The following is an 18,019-nucleotide window of genomic DNA, read 5'->3' as shown; positions in this document are numbered from 1 at the left end:
TTTTAATAATTTTAAGTTTAGGGTCTATTGCTAGACCCTAAGTTAATTAAGAGTGATGATTAATTTTGTTAAATTCATCAATTTGTGTAAGCTCTTTAGAAGCTACATCGTATGCGCTTAGGCTAATATTAATATAACCTTCTTGCACTTTACCAGCTTGGCTGATTGTTTCATTAAAGATATCTTTTTGTGTATCTAGGATATCATCAACTTTAACTTCATTTTCTGCATTTTTATTAGCTTCATTTTTAATCTCAGGAATATTAAGACCTTCATCGGCACTTAAAATACCCTTATCAAATTCTATAAAGCTATTTTGTTTTACTACATTAAATGAGTGGCTTACAGCTGGCTCTCCTACTGGTTTGCATTCAACACTTTCATAAATTTCATAGTGATATGAATTACCAGCTTCCCCACCAAGTGATATATCAAACTCACCACTTTGTGGAACTTTAAATTGAGTATAAACTTTTTCTCCTGTGGTGTCGTTAATTAGATAAACTAAAACATCCATTCCAGGAGTTGCACTTCCTTTTATAGCTGGAGCATGCTCTGTATCATAGCCATTTATTTTTTCTAATGGACTTAGATTATTGAATTGATAGTATATATTCTCATCAATTGTTATACTATGAGCTTGTCCATCATTGTGCACATCATTATATGAAGGTATTTCAATATTAATAATACCACCATTACTGCTTCCTTGGTTGTTTCCACTATCTACAATTACATCATCATTTGTAGTGTTATCTTGTGTATTGTCATTTCCTAGATTTGGCATAATTGTAAATGTTTGATCATACATAGAACCTGTTTTATCACTTATTACAGTAATTTTATAAGTTCCGCTTTCCCAAGCACTACCTTCTAATACATTAGTAAGATTAATTGTATAACCAAAGTCTCCTTTTTCATTAGCAAATGTTGGATAGATTTGTTTCCAACCTGCTGTTCCTATTGGTCCTTCTAGTTTTTCTAAAACAATTAAAATTTGATCATATGCTGCACCGCTATTACCCATAATTGTTGGAGTTGTATCATAAGTGCTTGCACCATTATTTAATTCTTTTAAGTTATTAAAATATCCTGTCTCATCACCTTCATAAACTTTTACATTTAGTTTATTTTCAACACTTGGAACTTCTGGTTTTTCAATATTAATAATACCACCATTGCTACTTCCTTGGCTATTGTCACCATTATTAGCATTATTGTTATCATTGCTTACTTGATTATCAACATAACCAAATACTACTTCACCTTTAATGCTTGTGCCTGATACTATAAAGCTATAAGTATAATCACCAAATTTATTGCACTCTAAATCAGCTGTGAATATAAACTTACCATTCATTGCAAATACTTCTCTTGTAGCTACTAATTCTCCACTTGCATCAGCAATTGCAACTAATACTGATTGTAAGCCTTTACCATCAAATTCTCCAACAAATGTAGGAGTTCTATCTGTTTCACTTTCTCCACTTTGTCTTGGAGTTTGGTCTGCTAAAGCACCTTCTTCGTTACCTGTGTAGATTGTTACTTTCATACCGTTGCTTGAAGTGTTTGGAGTCTCAACAATACCAGCTACTAGTTCTGAGCTTGATTTATTTCCTACTTTATCCACTGCTTCAATTGTGATTTTGTCTTTATTAGCAACATTATCAAGACTTAAATTAAATTCTCCATTTGCATCTGAAGTTGTTTCTTTGCCATTAATAATAACAGTTGTATTTGGCTCTGTTTTACCACTTACAACATAGCTTCCATCTTCTTGTGGTGTTCCTGTAATTTCTTCTAAAACAGGTGCTTTTGTATCAATATTAAATTCTATAGTTGTGCTACTGCCATAATCTTTGTTAAATGCAGAAATAACAAATTTACCCTCAATACCTTGCTCAGGTGTGAAAGGTAATTCAAACCTACCATTAACTACTTCTACAGTTCCTATACCTGCACCATCATAAGGACTATCGCTTATTGAAATAATAAGTTGTGTTCCATCTGGAATACCACTTACTTCACCCTTAACTATGATAGTATCTTTAATAGTATCATTTGCATTTACTAAACTACCATCTTTATAAGTAAGTTCTACATTTATCTCAGCTGGCTCTTCTGGTTTAGTTGCAACACTTTCAACTCTTACTGTATCAGTTTTGCCATCAAACTCAACTCTAATAGCACCTTGATCGTTTGTAGTTACATTTGTATCTAATGTAAATGTGAAGTTTCCATTCTCATCAACTTCAGCTATAACTTTAGTGCTATTTGAATCACTTCCTATGATATTGCTTGTAATATTAAACTCATAATCACCTGCTTTACCTGTAAAGTTTTCAAGCTTACCATTAATTACTAATTTATCGCTATCAACTTTAGCTAAATCATCGCTTACAGTTTCATCTCCGTTGATTTCTGTAATAATTAGATTGTCAAATGTAGGATTTACTGGCTCTTCTGGAGTTTCTGTATTTGGAATAGATGCTACTACATCTACACTATTGCTTACATTACCTGCTTCATCTTTTGCAACTAAGTCAAACTTATCGCCATCTTTTACGTTATCAAGTTCGAATTTGAAATCACCATTAGCATCAGCTTTAACTTCTTCTTTACTTCCATCAGGTTTAGTAATTGTTACTACTGCATCTGGTTCTGTATTTCCTTCTATTACAAATTTACCATCTTCAGTTGGAGTTGCAGTTACACCACTAATTACAGGTGCTTCTGTATCAGCTGGAGTTTCTGGTTTAGTTTCTGTTGCTGAGTATTCTATTCTAACAACATCGTGATTGCCATTAAATTCAACCGCAATTAAGCCTTGTAAATTTTTTGTAACATTTGTGTCTAATGTAAATGTGAAATTTCCATTCTCATCAACTTGAGCTATAACTTTTGTTAAGAAATTATCAGTATTGATAATATTACTATTAATATCAAACTCGTATTCACCTGCTTTACCTGTGAAGTTTTCAAGCTTACCATTAATTACTAATTTATCGCTATCAACTTTAGCTAAGTCATCGCTTACAGTTTCATCTCCATTTACTTCTGTAATTACTAATTTATCAAATAATGGAGTTTCTGGTTTTTCTTCTGGTTTAGTTTCAGTCGCAACACTTTCAACTCTTACTGTATCAGTTTTGCCATCAAACTCAACTCTAATAGCACCTTGATCGTTTGTAGTTACATTTGTATCTAATGTAAATGTGAAGTTTCCATTCTCATCAACTTTAGCTATAACTTTAGTGCTATTTGAATCACTTCCTATGATATTGCTTGTAATATTAAACTCATAATCACCTGCTTTACCTGTAAAGTTTTCAAGCTTACCATTAATTACTAATTTATCGCTATCAACTTTAGCTAAATCATCGCTTACAGTTTCATCTCCGTTGATTTCTGTAATGATTAGATTGTCAAATAATGGAGCTTCTGGTTTAACTTCAGGTTGAATTACATCTATTGTAGTTGTATTTTCATTAGTATTACCAACTTTATCAGTTACACTAATTTCTACTTTATTATCGCCGTTATTTGGAATAGTAATTTCAAAATTACCATCTTTATCCGCTACTACTTTATCTCCATTTGGAGCAGTAATTGTTGCTTCAGGCTCTGTTTTACCTGATATTACTATGTTATCATCTACAACTTCTGCTTTAGAATCTGTAATCTCAGGAGCGATATTATCTACCATAAATGAGCTATTAACGCTATTTTCTCCATTTTCTACTTGGTATTGATATAATAAATCACTATTTGATAAATCAAAACTGCAACTAAAATTACCATTTTCATCTGCTATAACTTTTACAGGGAAGAAAATTTGACCTGGATTACCATCTGGTTTAATACCTGCTAAATTAATTATAACTTCAGAATTAGGTGTTGCACCGCTACCTTTAATAATGAATTCTGTTCCATTTGTTAATTTATTATCTACTATATTTGAATTGCTATCATATACATTAGCAGTTAGATTGTTTGGTTTTTCTTCCGGAGTGTTATTTCCATTACCTTCTTCAGGATTATTATTGCCATTGTCAGGGTTTGTTATATCTTCGCCATTGCCTTCTTCTGGTTTTTCTTCAGGTTTAGTTTCTGGTTGATTATTATCACCATTACCTTCTTCAGGTTGATTGTTTCCGTTTCCTTCTTCTGGCTTTTCTTCAGGTTTTTCTTCTGGAGTGTTATTTCCATTACCTTCTTCAGGATTATTATTGCCATTGTCAGGATTTGTTATATCTTCACCATTGCCTTCTTCTGGTTTTTCTTCAGGTTTAGTTTCTGGTATAACAACGTTAGCTACTTCTTCAGCAACCTGCTCTAAATTTACACCATTTATTGTATTGTTTGTAGTAATAATTGCTCCATCAACTTCTCTTGATAAAACATCTGCATAAACTTCACTCTCGCTACCTGATTGTGCAAATACTACATCATTTAAAGTTCCTGTTGCAGTAGTCGCACCTGCATCACCTGCAGCAGTTGCATCAAGCTCAATTTCGCCATTATTATTTACTATATTATTTATTAAGCTATTAATTTTATCATCAATTGCAGCTTCATTTTCAAAGCTATCATTTGATAAAATACTCTTATCTAATTTAGCAACATTATCGCCTGCTATGTGTAAAACTCTGCCACTGCTAAGTTCTATATCAACACTAGCATTTTCTCCGATTGTTTTAATAGTATCGTTTAATAATACTATATCTCCTAAATTTAGTGACTTTTCACTAAGTTCATTAACAGCTTTAACATCGCCTGTTAATTTAATAATTTTTCCAGCTTCTGCCATATTTTCTCCTTGTTAATTGTAAAACGAAGAAAATTTAACGAAGTTGTATTAATTTTATTGTTTCCCTAAGGTGCAATTTTGAATAAATTTTTTAAAAAAGGGCTTATTTGCCCTTTTTTATTCACAAACTCTAGTATTTCCTAACTCACAAGCTTGTTTAAAATATTTTTTAGATTTTGAAGCATTTTCTTTTATATATGTTTTATCATTATCTTTTAAGCCTTCTTTATACATAAATCCAAGTCTAGCGCATGAATAAGAATCTTTTAAATCACAAGCTTTTTTATAATTCTTAATTCCTAATTCAAATTCTTTGCTCTGTTCTTGAATAACTGCTAAGCTAGAGCAAGAATTGCTATCATCTAATTTACAAGCTAAATCATAATATTCTTTAGCTTTTTCTATATTGTTTAAATTTCTATAAACATTAGCAATTGAATTGCAAGCTTTGTAGTTATTATTTCTGCATTCTTTATCGCTTAAATCCGAAAAATTAGCTATTTTATTATTTACTGCTTGAGAAGTAATATACCAATTAGCAGCCATTTGACAAGCTAAATCATCTCCTAAACCACAAGCTCTTAAATATAAATCTATTCCTTGAATAGGACTTATTTTATCAGCAATCTCAACACAAGAACTTGCTATTCCACCATTACAAGCTTTTAATAACTCGTCTTGTTTAAATACTTTATATTCTGTTTTTTGCAAATAAGCATAAGAATCACAAGCACTATAAACATCATTTTTACAAGCATTTTCTAATAATTCATTTGCTTTTTTGATATTTTTTTCAACCCCTAAGCCTAAATAATACATTTTTCCAAGCTCTCCACAAGCTTCTTTATTATTTAAATCGCAAGATTTTTTATAATATTTATAAGCATAAGAATAAGAAATCCCAGTTCCTAAGCCAAACTCATTCATTTTTCCTAATTTGTAGCAAGAATTAGCGTTGTCTTTATTGCATTCTTTTTTTAATATAGGATAAGCTTTTGCATAATCTTTTGTATCATACAAATCAGCATAAGCTAAAACACATAAAAATAACAATAATTTCTTCATAAATCTCCTTTAAAAAGTTAATATTTGGAAATAATAAGAAAAAATCGTAAATGTTAAAAAGAATAAAAAAGGGCTGCATTTAGGAGTATAGTTGAAAAATGATTAACGATTATTTTAGCAACCCTTTTTAAAAACAAGGAATGCATAATTATATACAACAAATTATTAAAATAATATTAAAGTAAATAAAAATTTTATAAAATTTTATAATTTTTATATTTTCTATAAATTATTTTCTAAATTATCATTAAATAAATCATAATTATTTTTATAATCTTTTGTAGAAATATTAAAAAATCCTAACAAAGTGCTAAATAAATTATCTTGAGATAAATCAAAAACTAACTTATTTTTATTTACATATTCATAATTCATCCACAAAATTGCTGGAATTTGAATTTGCTCTTTCGGTGCTAAATAATACGGTATTCCGTGTAAATAAAACCCATTTTCGCCTAAACTCTCTCCATGATCACTTAAATAAAATAAAGCTTTTTTATCTGCATTATCTTTTTCTAAAAGCTTAATTAATTTAGAAATTAAATAATCAGTATAAAGCAAGGTATTATCATAAGTATTATATAAAGCCTCTTCGCTACATTCTTGAAGTTTATTTGTATTACAAATCGGCTTAAATTTTTCAAATTCTTTTGGATATCTTAAATAATAGCTTGGCCCATGAGAACCTTGTAAATGCACTATTATTAAAGTATTTTTATCTTTTTTATTTGCTAATAATTCACTAGCACTATCAACTAACCAACCATCATAATCCTTTGCTTTTATAATTGATTTTATTCCGCTGCAAACGCCTTTACACCCGCCTGTATTATTATCAAGCCAATGAACATCTATGAAGCGATTTAAAACACTTAAAACATTTTCATAATTTTCAGTTTTAGAAAAATCTACTCTATTATGAATTGAAAACATACAAGGCAAAGACTGAGCCGTAGCAGTCCCGCAAGATGAAAAATTAGAAAAATAATGAACTCCTAAATCCTTAGTATAAAAATTAGTATCATTTTTAGTATATCCGCCTAAAGAATAATTCTTAGCCCTTGCAGTCTCACCAACTACTAAAATAAAAGTTTTACTCATATTATCATCATTCATTTTCGCATCAAGGCTTATTTTTTGTAACTCTTTTTTAGGAGTAAAATACATTTTTGCTAATTTATAGCTTGAATAAAATTGATAAAAAGGAACATTGTAATACCTAATAATATCATTTGCTCTTAAAAAAGGTATAAGGGTTTTTGAACTAGCAAATAATATTCCCACTAAAGCAATGATATTTATTAAAATCATGAGCAATTGAGATTTTTTACAATTTGCTTTAATTCTTAAAAACTTTAATAATATTAATGGTAAAACTACGCTTAAAAATATAAATACAAAAAAATGCCAAGATAAAAAATCATTGGCTTCTTTAATATCAGTAGCAAATAAGCTATGAATCATAATAGTATCAATTACTACACCATAAGTGCTTACAAAATACATAGCAAATCCCGTGCTAATTACCAATAAAACATAAAAGAAATATGCAAAAAATCTAAAAAAACATAAAATATTAATAGCTAAAAATATAAGCAAAAAGAAAATTGCATAAGAAATTAACAAAAATACATAATCATTTATCTTGCTTGATAAAAAATTAAGCATAGAAAAATAATTCATAAAAAATATATATAAACTTAAAATAAAATTAAATAATATGGGATTTAGCCTTAGCATTTACTACCTTTTTGTATAGTTTTTAGCATTATAAATAAGTAAATTTAAGGAATAGTTTTGAGATTAATTTCGTGGAATGTTAATGGTTTAAGAGCAATTTATGATAAAGATGGTTTTTCGTTTTTAGAAAAATACCCAACGGATTTTTTAGGTATTCAAGAAATAAAAGCAAGTCCTGATAAATTTCCAAAAGATTTAGATAAATTAGGTTTTAAAGATATTAAATCAAACTCAGCTAAAAGAGCTGGATATTCTGGTGTTATGAGTTTTTTAAACTTTGATTGTGAAACTAATCTAGCTCAGTTTTTCCCTGATGATGAAGGAAGAGTTTTAGAGCATAGGTTTAAAGATATTGTATTATTTAATATCTATTTTCCTAACGGACAAAGCGGTGATGAAAGACTTGAATATAAGATGAAATTTTATGATGATTTTTTAGAATATTTAAAAAAATTATTATTAGATGGCAAAAAAATCATAATCTGTGGAGATGTAAATACAGCACATCGCCCAATAGATTTAACTCATCCAAAAGCAAATGAAAAAACAAGTGGATTTTTACCAATTGAGCGTGAGTGGATTGATAGATTGCTTGATGCTGGATTTGTTGATACTTTTAGACATATAAATGGAGATATTCCTGAAAAGTATTCGTGGTGGAGCTATCGCGCGGCTGCTAGAAGTAGGAATGTTGGTTGGAGAATTGATTATTTTTTCATATCAAATAATTTAGTTCCTTATTTAAAAGATGCCTTTATTTTAAGCGATGTGATGGGATCTGATCATTGCCCTGTTGGAATTGATATTGAAATATAAAATTAATGAATTTTTAAAGAGCAATAATGTTTGCATAATATCAACAAATGAGCCTTATAGTGCTAGTGTTTTTTATGTTTATGATGAAAGCAACGAAGCCTTGCTTTTCATCTCATCGCCTAAATCAAGGCATATTAAATTAAACGAGATTAGCTCGGCTGCAATTTATACAACTAATCCTATAAAAGGTGTTTCTATTCAAGGAGTTTTGTTAAAAGCAAGTGAAACTCAAAAATCACTTTATCTAAGCGTATATAAGCAAGCAAGATTTGCTATAAAACATGAAATCTATGCTTTAAAATTAAAATATCTAAAATATACCGATAATACACTTATGCTACCTAAGAAAACGGAGCTTTATTATGAATGAGTTTTTGCTAGATATTGCTGCTACATTGTTTTTTAGCTTTTTGCTTATATTTTTTATTTTAAAAAGGATTAAAAAATGAATGCTTTAATAATCTGCGATAGTTTTAAAGGCTCTCTTAGTTCAAACGAAGCTAACAAAGCCATAAGCAATGCTTGTAAAAAACTAAACATTGCTTATAAATCTTATGCTATTTCTGATGGTGGAGAAGGCTTTTTAGAAAGCATTAATTCTAATTTAAATGCTAATAAAATTTATTTAAAGCTAAAAAATGCCTATGGCAAAAGAGATTATAATGGTTATTATCTTTTAAAGGATAAAAGAGCATTTTTTGAAATGGCTGAGTTTGCAGGGCTTGCACAACTTAGCGAAAATGAGAAAAATCCTTGCAAAACTAGCACGAAATCACTCGGACTTGCTATTAAAGATGCTATTAAAAAAGGTGCAAAAGAATTTGTAATAGGAATTGGCGGCTCAGCAACTACTGATGCTGGAATAGGAATGCTAAGTGCTTTAGGATATAAGTTTTTAGATGAGTTTAATAATGAGCTTTTACCTATCGGAGAAAATCTAATAAAAATAAAAAGCATAAATGATGAAAATGTCTTAAAAGAATTAAAAAATTGTAGCTTTAAAATAGCTTGTGATGTGGTAAATCCGCTTTATGGAAGCAATGGTGCAGCATTTGTCTATGCAAGACAAAAAGGCGCAAATGATGAAGAGATAAAATTACTAGATTTAGGCTTAAGAAATTTTGCCCTTATTTGTGAAAAATATTTCAAAAATGATTTTGCTTTTTTAGAAGGAATGGGTGCTGCTGGAGGGCTTGGCTTTGGCTTTAAAGCCTTTTTGAATGCGGAATTTGAAAGCGGATTTTCGTATATTAAAAATCTTTTAAATTTAGAAGAAAATATCAAAAACTCAAGCCTTGTAATAACAGGCGAAGGAGCATTTGATGAGCAAAGCATTATGGGAAAGGTAATCGGCTCTATAAATAATTTATGCGAAATTTATAAAAAAGATTTAATAATTTTTTGTGGAATTAACAAAAGCGATTTTAAAAATTGTTTTTCCTTAACAAATGAATATCCAAATAAAACAAAAAATGAATTAATGGACAATAATACAGCATATAAATGCTTAAATGAGCTTTCGTTAAGAGTTTTGCAAACTTTTCTTGATAAAAAATAATTTTATCAAGAAAAAGGAGATTATATGTTGAAAAAAATTGTAACTCATGAGCTTTTTGCTCCTATGCTCTTAATTTTCATGACAATACTTGCACTAATTCTTAAAAACTCTAGCTTGAATGGATTTTACGAGCTTATAACAAATTATAAAGCTGGGGTAATTTTTGGTGATTTAAATCTCATAAAACCACTTACTTTATGGGTAAATGATGGACTTATGGCTATATTTTTCTTCTGGGTAGGACTTGAGGTTAAAAAAGAGATTTTAATAGGTGAATTAAGCAATTTTAAAGCAGCAAGCTTACCTTTAATAGCAGCTTTAGGCGGAGTAATTGTGCCTGCTTTAATTTATAGCTTTTTAAATATCAATGATAGCTTTGCACTGCAAGGATTTGCAATACCAACTGCAACGGATATTGCCTTTGCTTTAGGAGTGTTACTGCTCTTAGGAAATCGCATTCCAAAATCTTTAACTATATTTTTATTAAGCCTTGCGATATTTGATGATGTTGCAGCAATTATCATAATTGCATTATTTTATACGAATGATTTAAGCGTTTTAAGCCTTAGCTTAGCAACTTGTGGTTTAGCAGTTTTATTAGTGCTAAATTACTTACATATTTGCATAAAAAGTCTTTATGTAATTGTTGGTATTTTTATTTGGGTTTGTGTTCTAAAAAGCGGCGTTCATGCAACACTAGCTGGAATGGCATGTGCATTTTTTATCCCACTAAAAACTAAAGATAATAAAGAATTTTTAGAGCATATTATGCATGATTTAACCCCTTATGTAAATTATCTTATCTTACCATTATTTGCATTATTTAATGCAGGAGTTTTAGTAAGTGAATTGAGCTTAAATGATTTTAATGCTGTATTTTTTGGAGTATTTTTAGGACTTTTTATAGGTAAGCAATTAGGAGTTTTTAGCTTTGTATTAATTGCTTCTAAATTTGGCTTTAAATTACCATCAAATAAATTGCAATTATATGGCGTTTGCATACTTACAGGCATTGGCTTTACTATGAGCTTTTTTATAAATACACTTGTATTTGAAAACACACCTGAATTATTTAATAGTGCAAAACTAGCCATATTAAGTGCTTCTTTTATCTCAGCCGTGCTTGGCTATATTTGGCTAAGATTTATTAGCAAATAAACCTAATTCCTAATTCAAATTCTTGAATTAGGAACTTAATTTTATATTACTTATAATTTATTTTAATCATTGCTAAAGCAAATTCCTATTTCAAATTCCACGTTTTTTTAAAGAATTTGAAATAGGAATTTGAAGTTTTATTTATCTTGTAATTTATGAATATATTCTTTTGCTTTTTGTAAAATTATATTATCGCTTGTTTCATCAAAGTATTTAAAGCTAGCTCCGTGCTGATAATCACCATCAATCAAATCACCACTTTTACGATTTGCCAAATCAATTTCAGCTATTTTAAATCCATCAAGAGTTTTGCTAAATTCTATTAGCCTATCACTAAAATCATTCTTGCTAAGCAAATAACAATAACTCTTAACCCCATTTCTTCCAACCCTTCCACGAAGCTGATGAAGAGTTGATAAACCATATCGCTCAGGTGCAACAATTACGATAATACTAAGGCGAGGCAAAGAAATTCCAACTTCAATAATCGTAGTACTTAGCAATACATCGCCCTTTAAAGCAAATTCGCTTAATACATTATCCTTTTCTTTATCCTTGCCATGTGTATAATAAACATTTTTAAAATGCTTTTCATAATAAGGTATAACGCTTTCAAGTGGCTTATAAGTGTTGGTTTTACCCTCTTCTATTAAAGGATATACGATTATTGCTTGATGGTTTTTTTCGTTTTCAATTCTTATATGATTAAATAATTCCTTGCTTTGCTCTATCGTAATTAGCTTTGTTTCAATTTCTTTTTTAAAAGGTAGCTCTTTTATAAATGAATAGCTATAAATATCACTATTAATTAACGCCGTAGTTCGTGGAATCGGCGTAGCACTAAACTCTATATAATGTGGATTTACATCATTTGTAGTTGCAAGTTCTTTTAATCTCATTCTTTGTTTTGCACCAAATCTTTGTTGCTCATCAATCATAACCAAACTTGCATCGCCAATATCAGCCCAAAGTAAAGCATGAGTTCCTATTACAAAATTTGCATCTTGTAATTCATCTTGCATAAATTTTGTTTTAGTCCCACTAAAGTGCAAGATTTTTACAAATCCTGGCATAAGTCTTTTGGCTTCTTCGTAAAGTTGTTGGGCTAAAACACTCGTTGGAGCCATTAAAATAGCTTTATTTGGATAAGTCATTAAAGCCGCTGCAAAAATCACTAAGCTTTTTCCACAGCCAACGTCTCCCATTATAATTCTAATTTTGTGCTTTGCGTTTTCTAAATCACTTTTAATATCTAATATAGCTTTTAATTGATCGTTTGTAGGGCTAAATGGCAAGCTTTTTAGCCATTTATTTATATCATGAGTTTTAAGCTTTTTATATAAAGTATCATTTTTATAAGTTTCATTTAGTCTTCTAATATGATGAAAAATCTCAACGAATTTTAAGCATTCATTTAATTCATCACTATTTAGCAAAAGCATTGCATCTACTGAGTTTTCGCTCATTGTTAAAAGCAATTTTATATGCTCATCTAATAAATCATAAGCTTTTAAGCTCTCGTAATTTAAATATTTCTTTTTAATTTCGCTAATACTCTTATCGCTTACGCCTTTTATCATATAATTTGCAGTGATTTCTCCGCTATTTTTGATTATTTTTGGATTAACAAATTGCAAAAGCCCCGCAAAATCATTTAATTTTCCATAAATAAGTAGCTCTTTATTAATAGCAAATAAGGCATTATGAAAAGGTCTTGCATTAAATATGGTAATAGTGCATTCGCATTCCCAATTATATGAATACGCAATACATGTAAGCCTTTTGCCGGCTAATTGTTTTTTAGATTTTATAACTACTTTTGTGCAGTTTAGTTCATTTAAAATGGGTGCATCATTTAGCCTTAAATCATCAAATTTTTTAGGCATTAAAAGCGCTAAATCTATTAAATCCTTACAAGCTAATTTCTCTAAATCTTTATTCATTGCCACTAATTACATAAAAACTTAAATTATTTATTAAAGTTTGTGATTTTAATAATTCATTACATTCACATAATTTTAAATCTTTTATAATTTGAGTAATTTGTTTTAACTCGCCTTGCGCTAAATCATTAAAACACTCACTACAAGCTATTAAATGTCTATTTTGAGTGGTTGCGTATTTTAAAATCTCACTACCTACTAAAAATTCTTTAGCCTTTTTAAACTCATCTTCACTAATTCCATCACTAATTAATCTAGCAAACTCAGCTTTTACTATCTTAATCGCTTCATCTTTGCTTTTATTTTTAGTTTGTAAATAGCCTTGAATTAAAAAGTTTTTCTTAAATGCAGTAAAAAACGCAAAAGCTGAATACGCTAAGCCCCTTTTAACCCTTATTTCTTCGGTAATTCTTGAGCCAAAGCCTCCACCTAAAACATAGCTAGCAAGCCCTATAATAGCTCTTTGCTTAAGCGAATTAATCTCAACGCTTGAGATAAATCTAACAAATGCTTGAGAAATGTTTTTGCTCTCTTCTTTATAAAAACTCTCATTTGTTTTTAAACTTTCATAAGTTGAGCTACCTACATTTAAAAGCTCTTTAATTTCTTTTAATTCTGCTTCATCTAAATTTGCACTTATTACGATTTTATTAGTTTGATTTTGAAAATTTTTTATATATTCTTTAAAATCCTTTTCATTTAGATTTTCATAATCTCCAAATTTATCATTTTTAAAATCTGCTTGAAAATAATTTTCGTATAATCTCATCTTTGCTAGATTATCGTATTCTTGAAGATGAATTAAAAAATAATTTTTTATCTTATCTTTAATCAAATCATAATTTTTAAAATCATCATAATTTAACATAGTTTTAAAAGCTTTTAAGCAAGTTTTTAGCTCTTTTTTAAGGCATACTAAATCAAATGTAAAATCAAAAAAACTAGCACTAGCAGTAATTTCTATGGCTCTTTGCTCAAGTTTTATATAAAACTCATCATCTAAACTCTCGTTATAAAAAAACTCAGCAGCCATTGCATTTGCATTGTTTTTAATTCTTCCGTAATTTGGATAGTTTATGCTTAAATAAACTAAATCATCATTAGTTTTTAAATGTATAAAATTATTCATTGTAATATTCCAAAATATTATATGCTGTATCTCTTTTCGCTGGAATTTCATCTATATCACGGATTAATTCTATCATTTGCTCTTCATTCATTCTATATTTTGCACCTGCAGCTGCAACAACATTTTCTTCCATCATAGTTGAACCTAAATCATTTGCTCCAAATTTTAATGCAAGTTGCCCTATCATTGAGCCTTGAGTAACCCAAGAGCTTTGAATGTTTGCAAAATTATCAAGATAAATTCTTGATATTGCTAATAATCTTAAATAGCGATTTGAACTTGCGTGCATTAGGTTTGGATTTTCTGCCTTTAATCTTGTATTTTTTCCTTGAAAGCTCCATAAAATAAAGGCTCTAAAACCACCGGTAATATCTTGAAGATTTCTTAAATAATCTAAATGTTCAATTATTTCTTCATCACTTTCAATATGCCCAAACATCATCGTAGCACTACTAAGCAAGCCTAATTCATGAGCTTCTTTGTGAATTCTAAGCCAAGTAGCAGTATCGCACTTACTAGGTGCTACAATATCTCTTACTCTATCGCTTAAAATCTCAGCTCCTGCTCCAGGAATTGAAAATAACCCCGCATCGCTCATTCTAGCTAAAACTTCTTTTGTGCTAATTTTGCTAATTTTTGCAATATATTCAATCTCAACTGCACTAAAACCATGAATTGTAATGCTAGGATAATTTGTGCTTATATATTTTAACAATTCTTCATACCAAGTAATATCAAGCTTTGGATGAACTCCACCTTGAAATAATATCTGAGTGCCACCGATTGCAAGTAATTCTTCAATTTTTTTACCGATTTCTTCATAACTTAAAATATAACTATCACTATCCTTTGCATGACGATAAAAAGCACAAAATTTACAATCAACCAAGCAAATATTTGTGTAATTAATGTTCCTATCAACTACAAAGGTTGTAAGTTTATTTGGATGAAGTTTTCTTTTTACACCAAAAGCAATTTGCCCTAAAGTAGCTAAATCACAATTTTGTAATAAATTAAGCGCTTCGGCTTTGCTAATTCTAGGCACTACGCCCTTTGGAGCATAAGGATTTTCCCAATCCTTATGTATTTCAAAAGCTGTTGTTTTATAGTTTGTATTTATTTTTTTACTTAGTAATGCTGCGTTCATATTATCCTTACTTTATATAATTTATTAATGAGCCAAGACGCTCAATTTTACATTCAATTTTATCCCCACTCTTTAAAAACTTAGGAGGATTAAAGCCCATTCCTACTCCACTAGGCGTTCCTGTGCTAATAATACTTCCTGCTTTTAGCTTTGTATAATTTGATAATTCTTTTAAAATATAAGGAATATCAAAAATTAAAAGATTTGTATTAGAACTTTGTCTTAATTCATCATTTACAAAGCATTCTATTTTTAAATTACTAGCTTCTTTTATACTTAAATCGGTATTTATAAAGCTACCAAATGGACAAGAATTAGCTAAACTTTTTCCCATATACCATTGCTTGTGTTTGTTTTGAATTGCTCTTTCACTAACATCATTTAAAATAGTATAACCTAGAATATAATCATCAAAATTAGAATTATCATCTAATTTATAAGCATCTTTTTTAAGTATAAATGCAAGTTCGCATTCATAGTCTAATTTTTCGCCTTTTATATCAAGTATTTCAAATGGATTTGAAAACTCATTTACTCTTTTTGCAAAATACACTGCTTCTTCTCTTTTGCCATCAAACTCAACACCTTTAAAAGCGTAGCTTTCTTTTGCGTGTTCAAGATAATTAATTCCTAAGCAAATAATATCTTGATAAGGAGCTTTAATAGGTGCAAGTAATTTAACTTCACTTAACATAAAAGCATCTTCAATTAAGTCTAATTTATCAAAATAAGAAGTATAATTTTTAAAATATCCAACCTTACCATTATCTCCTAAATGCCCATGATAAACAACATTATCTTTAATAAATCTAATCAATTTCATCTTAACCCCTTTTTACTAGATTTTCTAAAATATATTGCTCTAATTTTGTTTTTGGAATGTTTTGTTCTTTTGCTTTTGTATAAATTTCTACTAAAACTAAATTATATTTATCGTATTCAAAGTGTGGCAAGTGAAGTTGCCAAGCTGCTTTTATTTGTTTTAGGCTTGCTATTTTTCTAGTATAAATTTTAAAAATATCAAAGCATATAAAAATAGCTGAAGTTACAAAAACAGCACTTAAAATACTAAAGTGAAAATCAATTTTTTCAAATAAAAAATGAGTTGCTAGTGTAAGCGGAGCAAGAACAATAAAACAAAAAATAAAATATATAAAATAAGTATTAAAATAATTAAACTTAAAATGAAGCTTAGCAGGGTCAATTAGCATTCCCTCATTATAAAGTAAATTAGCTTCTACTAAATCTAAAAACTTAACAGGTTCATTTGAAAATTTAAAAAGCTTATTTATTAATAATTCTTTCATTTTAATCCTTAAAAATTTCATTATATTTTGCAGCTGAGAGTTCAAAAAATTCTTTAGCTTTTTCTTCGCCTAAAGATTTTTTAACACATTCTTCAAATTCTGGTAAAAGATTTAATAATTTATCTTTTAGCTCATCGCTAGCTAAGGTTTTAATATTATTTAAGACTGAAATTAAAGCTAAGGCTTTTTGCTTATCACTTTCAGGCATTAAATTTGCGTATTTATTAAAGATTTCTTCTAAACTTTCGCAAAGCAAGGCACATTTTTCATTTTCGTTATTAATTAAACTAAGCACTTCTTCTTTTGTAAAATTAGGAGTTTTTATCTCTTCCTTTCTTACAAAATCTCCATGTTTATCAAGCTCAGCTAAAACTTTTTTTAAAATTGCTGCAAAAATAGCAACTACTATAATAGTGCCTATTATATAAAGTCCATATTCATCCATTTTTCAACCCTTTTTTAAAAACATTATCATAAATGCTTAAAGCAACTGCAATAAAAATTATAATAAATGATATTAATTTATCTTGATTTATTGGCTCATTGTATAAAAAAATAGCAACTAAAAAAGAAATTATCGGGCAAATATATTGCATATATGAAAGCAAGGTTAGGCTTAATTTTTGCGTTGCATAATTAAATCCTAACATAGGCAGTAAAGTTACAAGCCCACTAAGAACTAATAATAATCCTAAATAATCAATATCAAAATGAGCTAAAGTTCTTGGAATATAAAATAAATATATTAAAGCAAAAGGAGCTATTAATAAAGTTTCAAGAAAAAAGCCATAAATACTACTAACATATACTTTTTTACGAATTATGGTATAAAAATTAACAAGCAAAGCTAAAGTAATTGAGAGTATTGGCAAACTTCCTAAAGTAAATACTTCATGCAAACAAGAATACAAAACCAAAACAATACTAATTACTCCTAATTTACTCATTTTCTCTTTTAAAAATACTCTAGCAAATAATATCCCAAACAAAGGGCTAATAAAATAACCCAAAGAAGTTTCCAAAATCAAATTCTTTTGAATCATATAAATATAAAGACCCCAATCTCCACTAATTAAAGCCCCACAAAGAAATAAATTAATAGCCATTTTTAAAGATTTTAATTCACTTAAAGCTTTTTTAAATTGCCCTATAACTATTAAAAATATAGCTAGAAAAATAACAGACCAAATAATCCTATGTGACATTACAACAAAGGCATCAAGAGTATCAAGTTGTTTATAAAAAATAGGAACTAATCCCCAAAAAGTAAAAACAATAAAAGCTACAAAAAATCCATAATTCATTAAAATTGTTCCTTAAAATGTAAAACTTATCTCATATAATCA

General features: G+C 28.8%; 14 protein-coding genes. 4 read left to right on the top strand and 10 right to left on the bottom strand.

The features are described 5' to 3' along the window. Positions 1-46: 46 nt before the first annotated feature. The 3 genes from AVANS_RS02925 to AVANS_RS02915 form a co-directional block, all read right to left on the bottom strand. Entirely contained in the window at positions 47-4,810 is a 4,764-nt protein-coding gene (locus AVANS_RS02925; protein WP_239818165.1) for an Ig-like domain-containing protein, read from the bottom strand. Positions 4,811-4,927: 117 nt separating this feature from the next. After that, on the bottom strand, positions 4,928-5,875 hold the full coding sequence (locus tag AVANS_RS02920) for a tetratricopeptide repeat protein (RefSeq protein WP_239818164.1): 948 nt from the start codon (positions 5,873-5,875) through the stop codon (positions 4,928-4,930). Between the two features lie 222 nt (positions 5,876-6,097). Continuing rightward, the gene (locus AVANS_RS02915) at positions 6,098-7,615 is read right to left on the bottom strand and encodes a sulfatase-like hydrolase/transferase (RefSeq protein ID WP_239818163.1); all 1,518 of its coding nucleotides are present in this window, start codon (positions 7,613-7,615) and stop codon (positions 6,098-6,100) included. 57 nt (positions 7,616-7,672) lie between these two features. Here AVANS_RS02915 and AVANS_RS02910 point away from each other — a divergent pair, with 57 nt between their 5' ends. From AVANS_RS02910 to nhaA, 4 genes are all read left to right on the top strand, one after another. Then, positions 7,673-8,431 (top strand): exodeoxyribonuclease III, encoded by a 759-nt coding sequence (locus AVANS_RS02910; RefSeq protein ID WP_239818162.1) that lies wholly within the window; start codon positions 7,673-7,675, stop codon positions 8,429-8,431. Then, entirely contained in the window at positions 8,421-8,801 is a 381-nt protein-coding gene (locus AVANS_RS02905) for a hypothetical protein (RefSeq protein WP_239818161.1), read from the top strand. The genes AVANS_RS02910 and AVANS_RS02905 overlap by 11 nt, the downstream gene beginning before the upstream one ends. Positions 8,802-8,876: 75 nt before the next feature. Beyond that, positions 8,877-9,989, top strand: a complete 1,113-nt coding sequence (locus AVANS_RS02900; protein ID WP_239818160.1) for a glycerate kinase — start codon at positions 8,877-8,879, stop codon at positions 9,987-9,989. A gap of 24 nt (positions 9,990-10,013) precedes the next feature. Next, positions 10,014-11,147: a Na+/H+ antiporter NhaA gene (gene nhaA, locus AVANS_RS02895; protein WP_239818159.1), complete on the top strand. Its 1,134-nt coding sequence runs from the start codon at positions 10,014-10,016 to the stop codon at positions 11,145-11,147. 137 nt (positions 11,148-11,284) lie between these two features. Here the strand turns inward: nhaA and recG are convergent, their stop codons facing one another. The 7 genes from recG to rarD all read right to left on the bottom strand — a co-directional run bounded on the left by recG (position 11,285) and on the right by rarD (position 17,977). Beyond that, the gene (gene recG, locus AVANS_RS02890) at positions 11,285-13,090 is read right to left on the bottom strand and encodes an ATP-dependent DNA helicase RecG (protein WP_239818158.1); all 1,806 of its coding nucleotides are present in this window, start codon (positions 13,088-13,090) and stop codon (positions 11,285-11,287) included. Next, positions 13,083-14,219, bottom strand: coding sequence for an insulinase family protein (locus tag AVANS_RS02885; RefSeq protein ID WP_239818157.1), 1,137 nt, complete (start codon positions 14,217-14,219; stop codon positions 13,083-13,085). The genes recG and AVANS_RS02885 overlap by 8 nt, the downstream gene beginning before the upstream one ends. Then, positions 14,212-15,264, bottom strand: a complete 1,053-nt coding sequence (locus tag AVANS_RS02880) for a dehypoxanthine futalosine cyclase (protein ID WP_239818527.1) — start codon at positions 15,262-15,264, stop codon at positions 14,212-14,214. The genes AVANS_RS02885 and AVANS_RS02880 overlap by 8 nt, the downstream gene beginning before the upstream one ends. A gap of 109 nt (positions 15,265-15,373) precedes the next feature. After that, on the bottom strand, positions 15,374-16,189 hold the full coding sequence (locus tag AVANS_RS02875) for a fumarylacetoacetate hydrolase family protein (RefSeq protein WP_239818156.1): 816 nt from the start codon (positions 16,187-16,189) through the stop codon (positions 15,374-15,376). Between the two features lies 1 nt (position 16,190). Further along, complete coding sequence (locus tag AVANS_RS02870; RefSeq protein WP_239818155.1) at positions 16,191-16,673, bottom strand: hypothetical protein; 483 nt, start codon at positions 16,671-16,673, stop codon at positions 16,191-16,193. A 1-nt stretch (position 16,674) separates the two neighbouring features. Next, positions 16,675-17,118: a hypothetical protein gene (locus AVANS_RS02865; RefSeq protein WP_239818154.1), complete on the bottom strand. Its 444-nt coding sequence runs from the start codon at positions 17,116-17,118 to the stop codon at positions 16,675-16,677. Further along, positions 17,111-17,977, bottom strand: a complete 867-nt coding sequence (gene rarD, locus AVANS_RS02860; protein ID WP_239818153.1) for an EamA family transporter RarD — start codon at positions 17,975-17,977, stop codon at positions 17,111-17,113. Before rarD ends, AVANS_RS02865 begins: the two co-directional genes overlap by 8 nt. Positions 17,978-18,019: the final 42 nt, after the last annotated feature.

The organism is Campylobacter sp. RM5004, from assembly GCF_022369455.1.
GTDB lineage: Bacteria > Campylobacterota > Campylobacteria > Campylobacterales > Campylobacteraceae > Campylobacter_E.
This window is presented reverse-complemented; position numbering and strand designations above follow the sequence as displayed.

Coding starts and splice junctions, on each gene's coding strand:
- AVANS_RS02900 (WP_239818160.1), top strand. CDS start 8,877: ATGAATGCTTTAATAATCTGCGATAGTTTTAAAGGCTCTCTTAGTTCA.
- AVANS_RS02915 (WP_239818163.1), bottom strand. CDS start 7,615: ATGCTAAGGCTAAATCCCATATTATTTAATTTTATTTTAAGTTTATAT.
- rarD (WP_239818153.1), bottom strand. CDS start 17,977: ATGAATTATGGATTTTTTGTAGCTTTTATTGTTTTTACTTTTTGGGGA.
- AVANS_RS02875 (WP_239818156.1), bottom strand. CDS start 16,189: ATGAAATTGATTAGATTTATTAAAGATAATGTTGTTTATCATGGGCAT.
- nhaA (WP_239818159.1), top strand. CDS start 10,014: ATGTTGAAAAAAATTGTAACTCATGAGCTTTTTGCTCCTATGCTCTTA.
- AVANS_RS02885 (WP_239818157.1), bottom strand. CDS start 14,219: ATGAATAATTTTATACATTTAAAAACTAATGATGATTTAGTTTATTTA.
- AVANS_RS02920 (WP_239818164.1), bottom strand. CDS start 5,875: ATGAAGAAATTATTGTTATTTTTATGTGTTTTAGCTTATGCTGATTTG.
- AVANS_RS02925 (WP_239818165.1), bottom strand. CDS start 4,810: ATGGCAGAAGCTGGAAAAATTATTAAATTAACAGGCGATGTTAAAGCT.
- recG (WP_239818158.1), bottom strand. CDS start 13,090: ATGAATAAAGATTTAGAGAAATTAGCTTGTAAGGATTTAATAGATTTA.
- AVANS_RS02865 (WP_239818154.1), bottom strand. CDS start 17,118: ATGGATGAATATGGACTTTATATAATAGGCACTATTATAGTAGTTGCT.
- AVANS_RS02870 (WP_239818155.1), bottom strand. CDS start 16,673: ATGAAAGAATTATTAATAAATAAGCTTTTTAAATTTTCAAATGAACCT.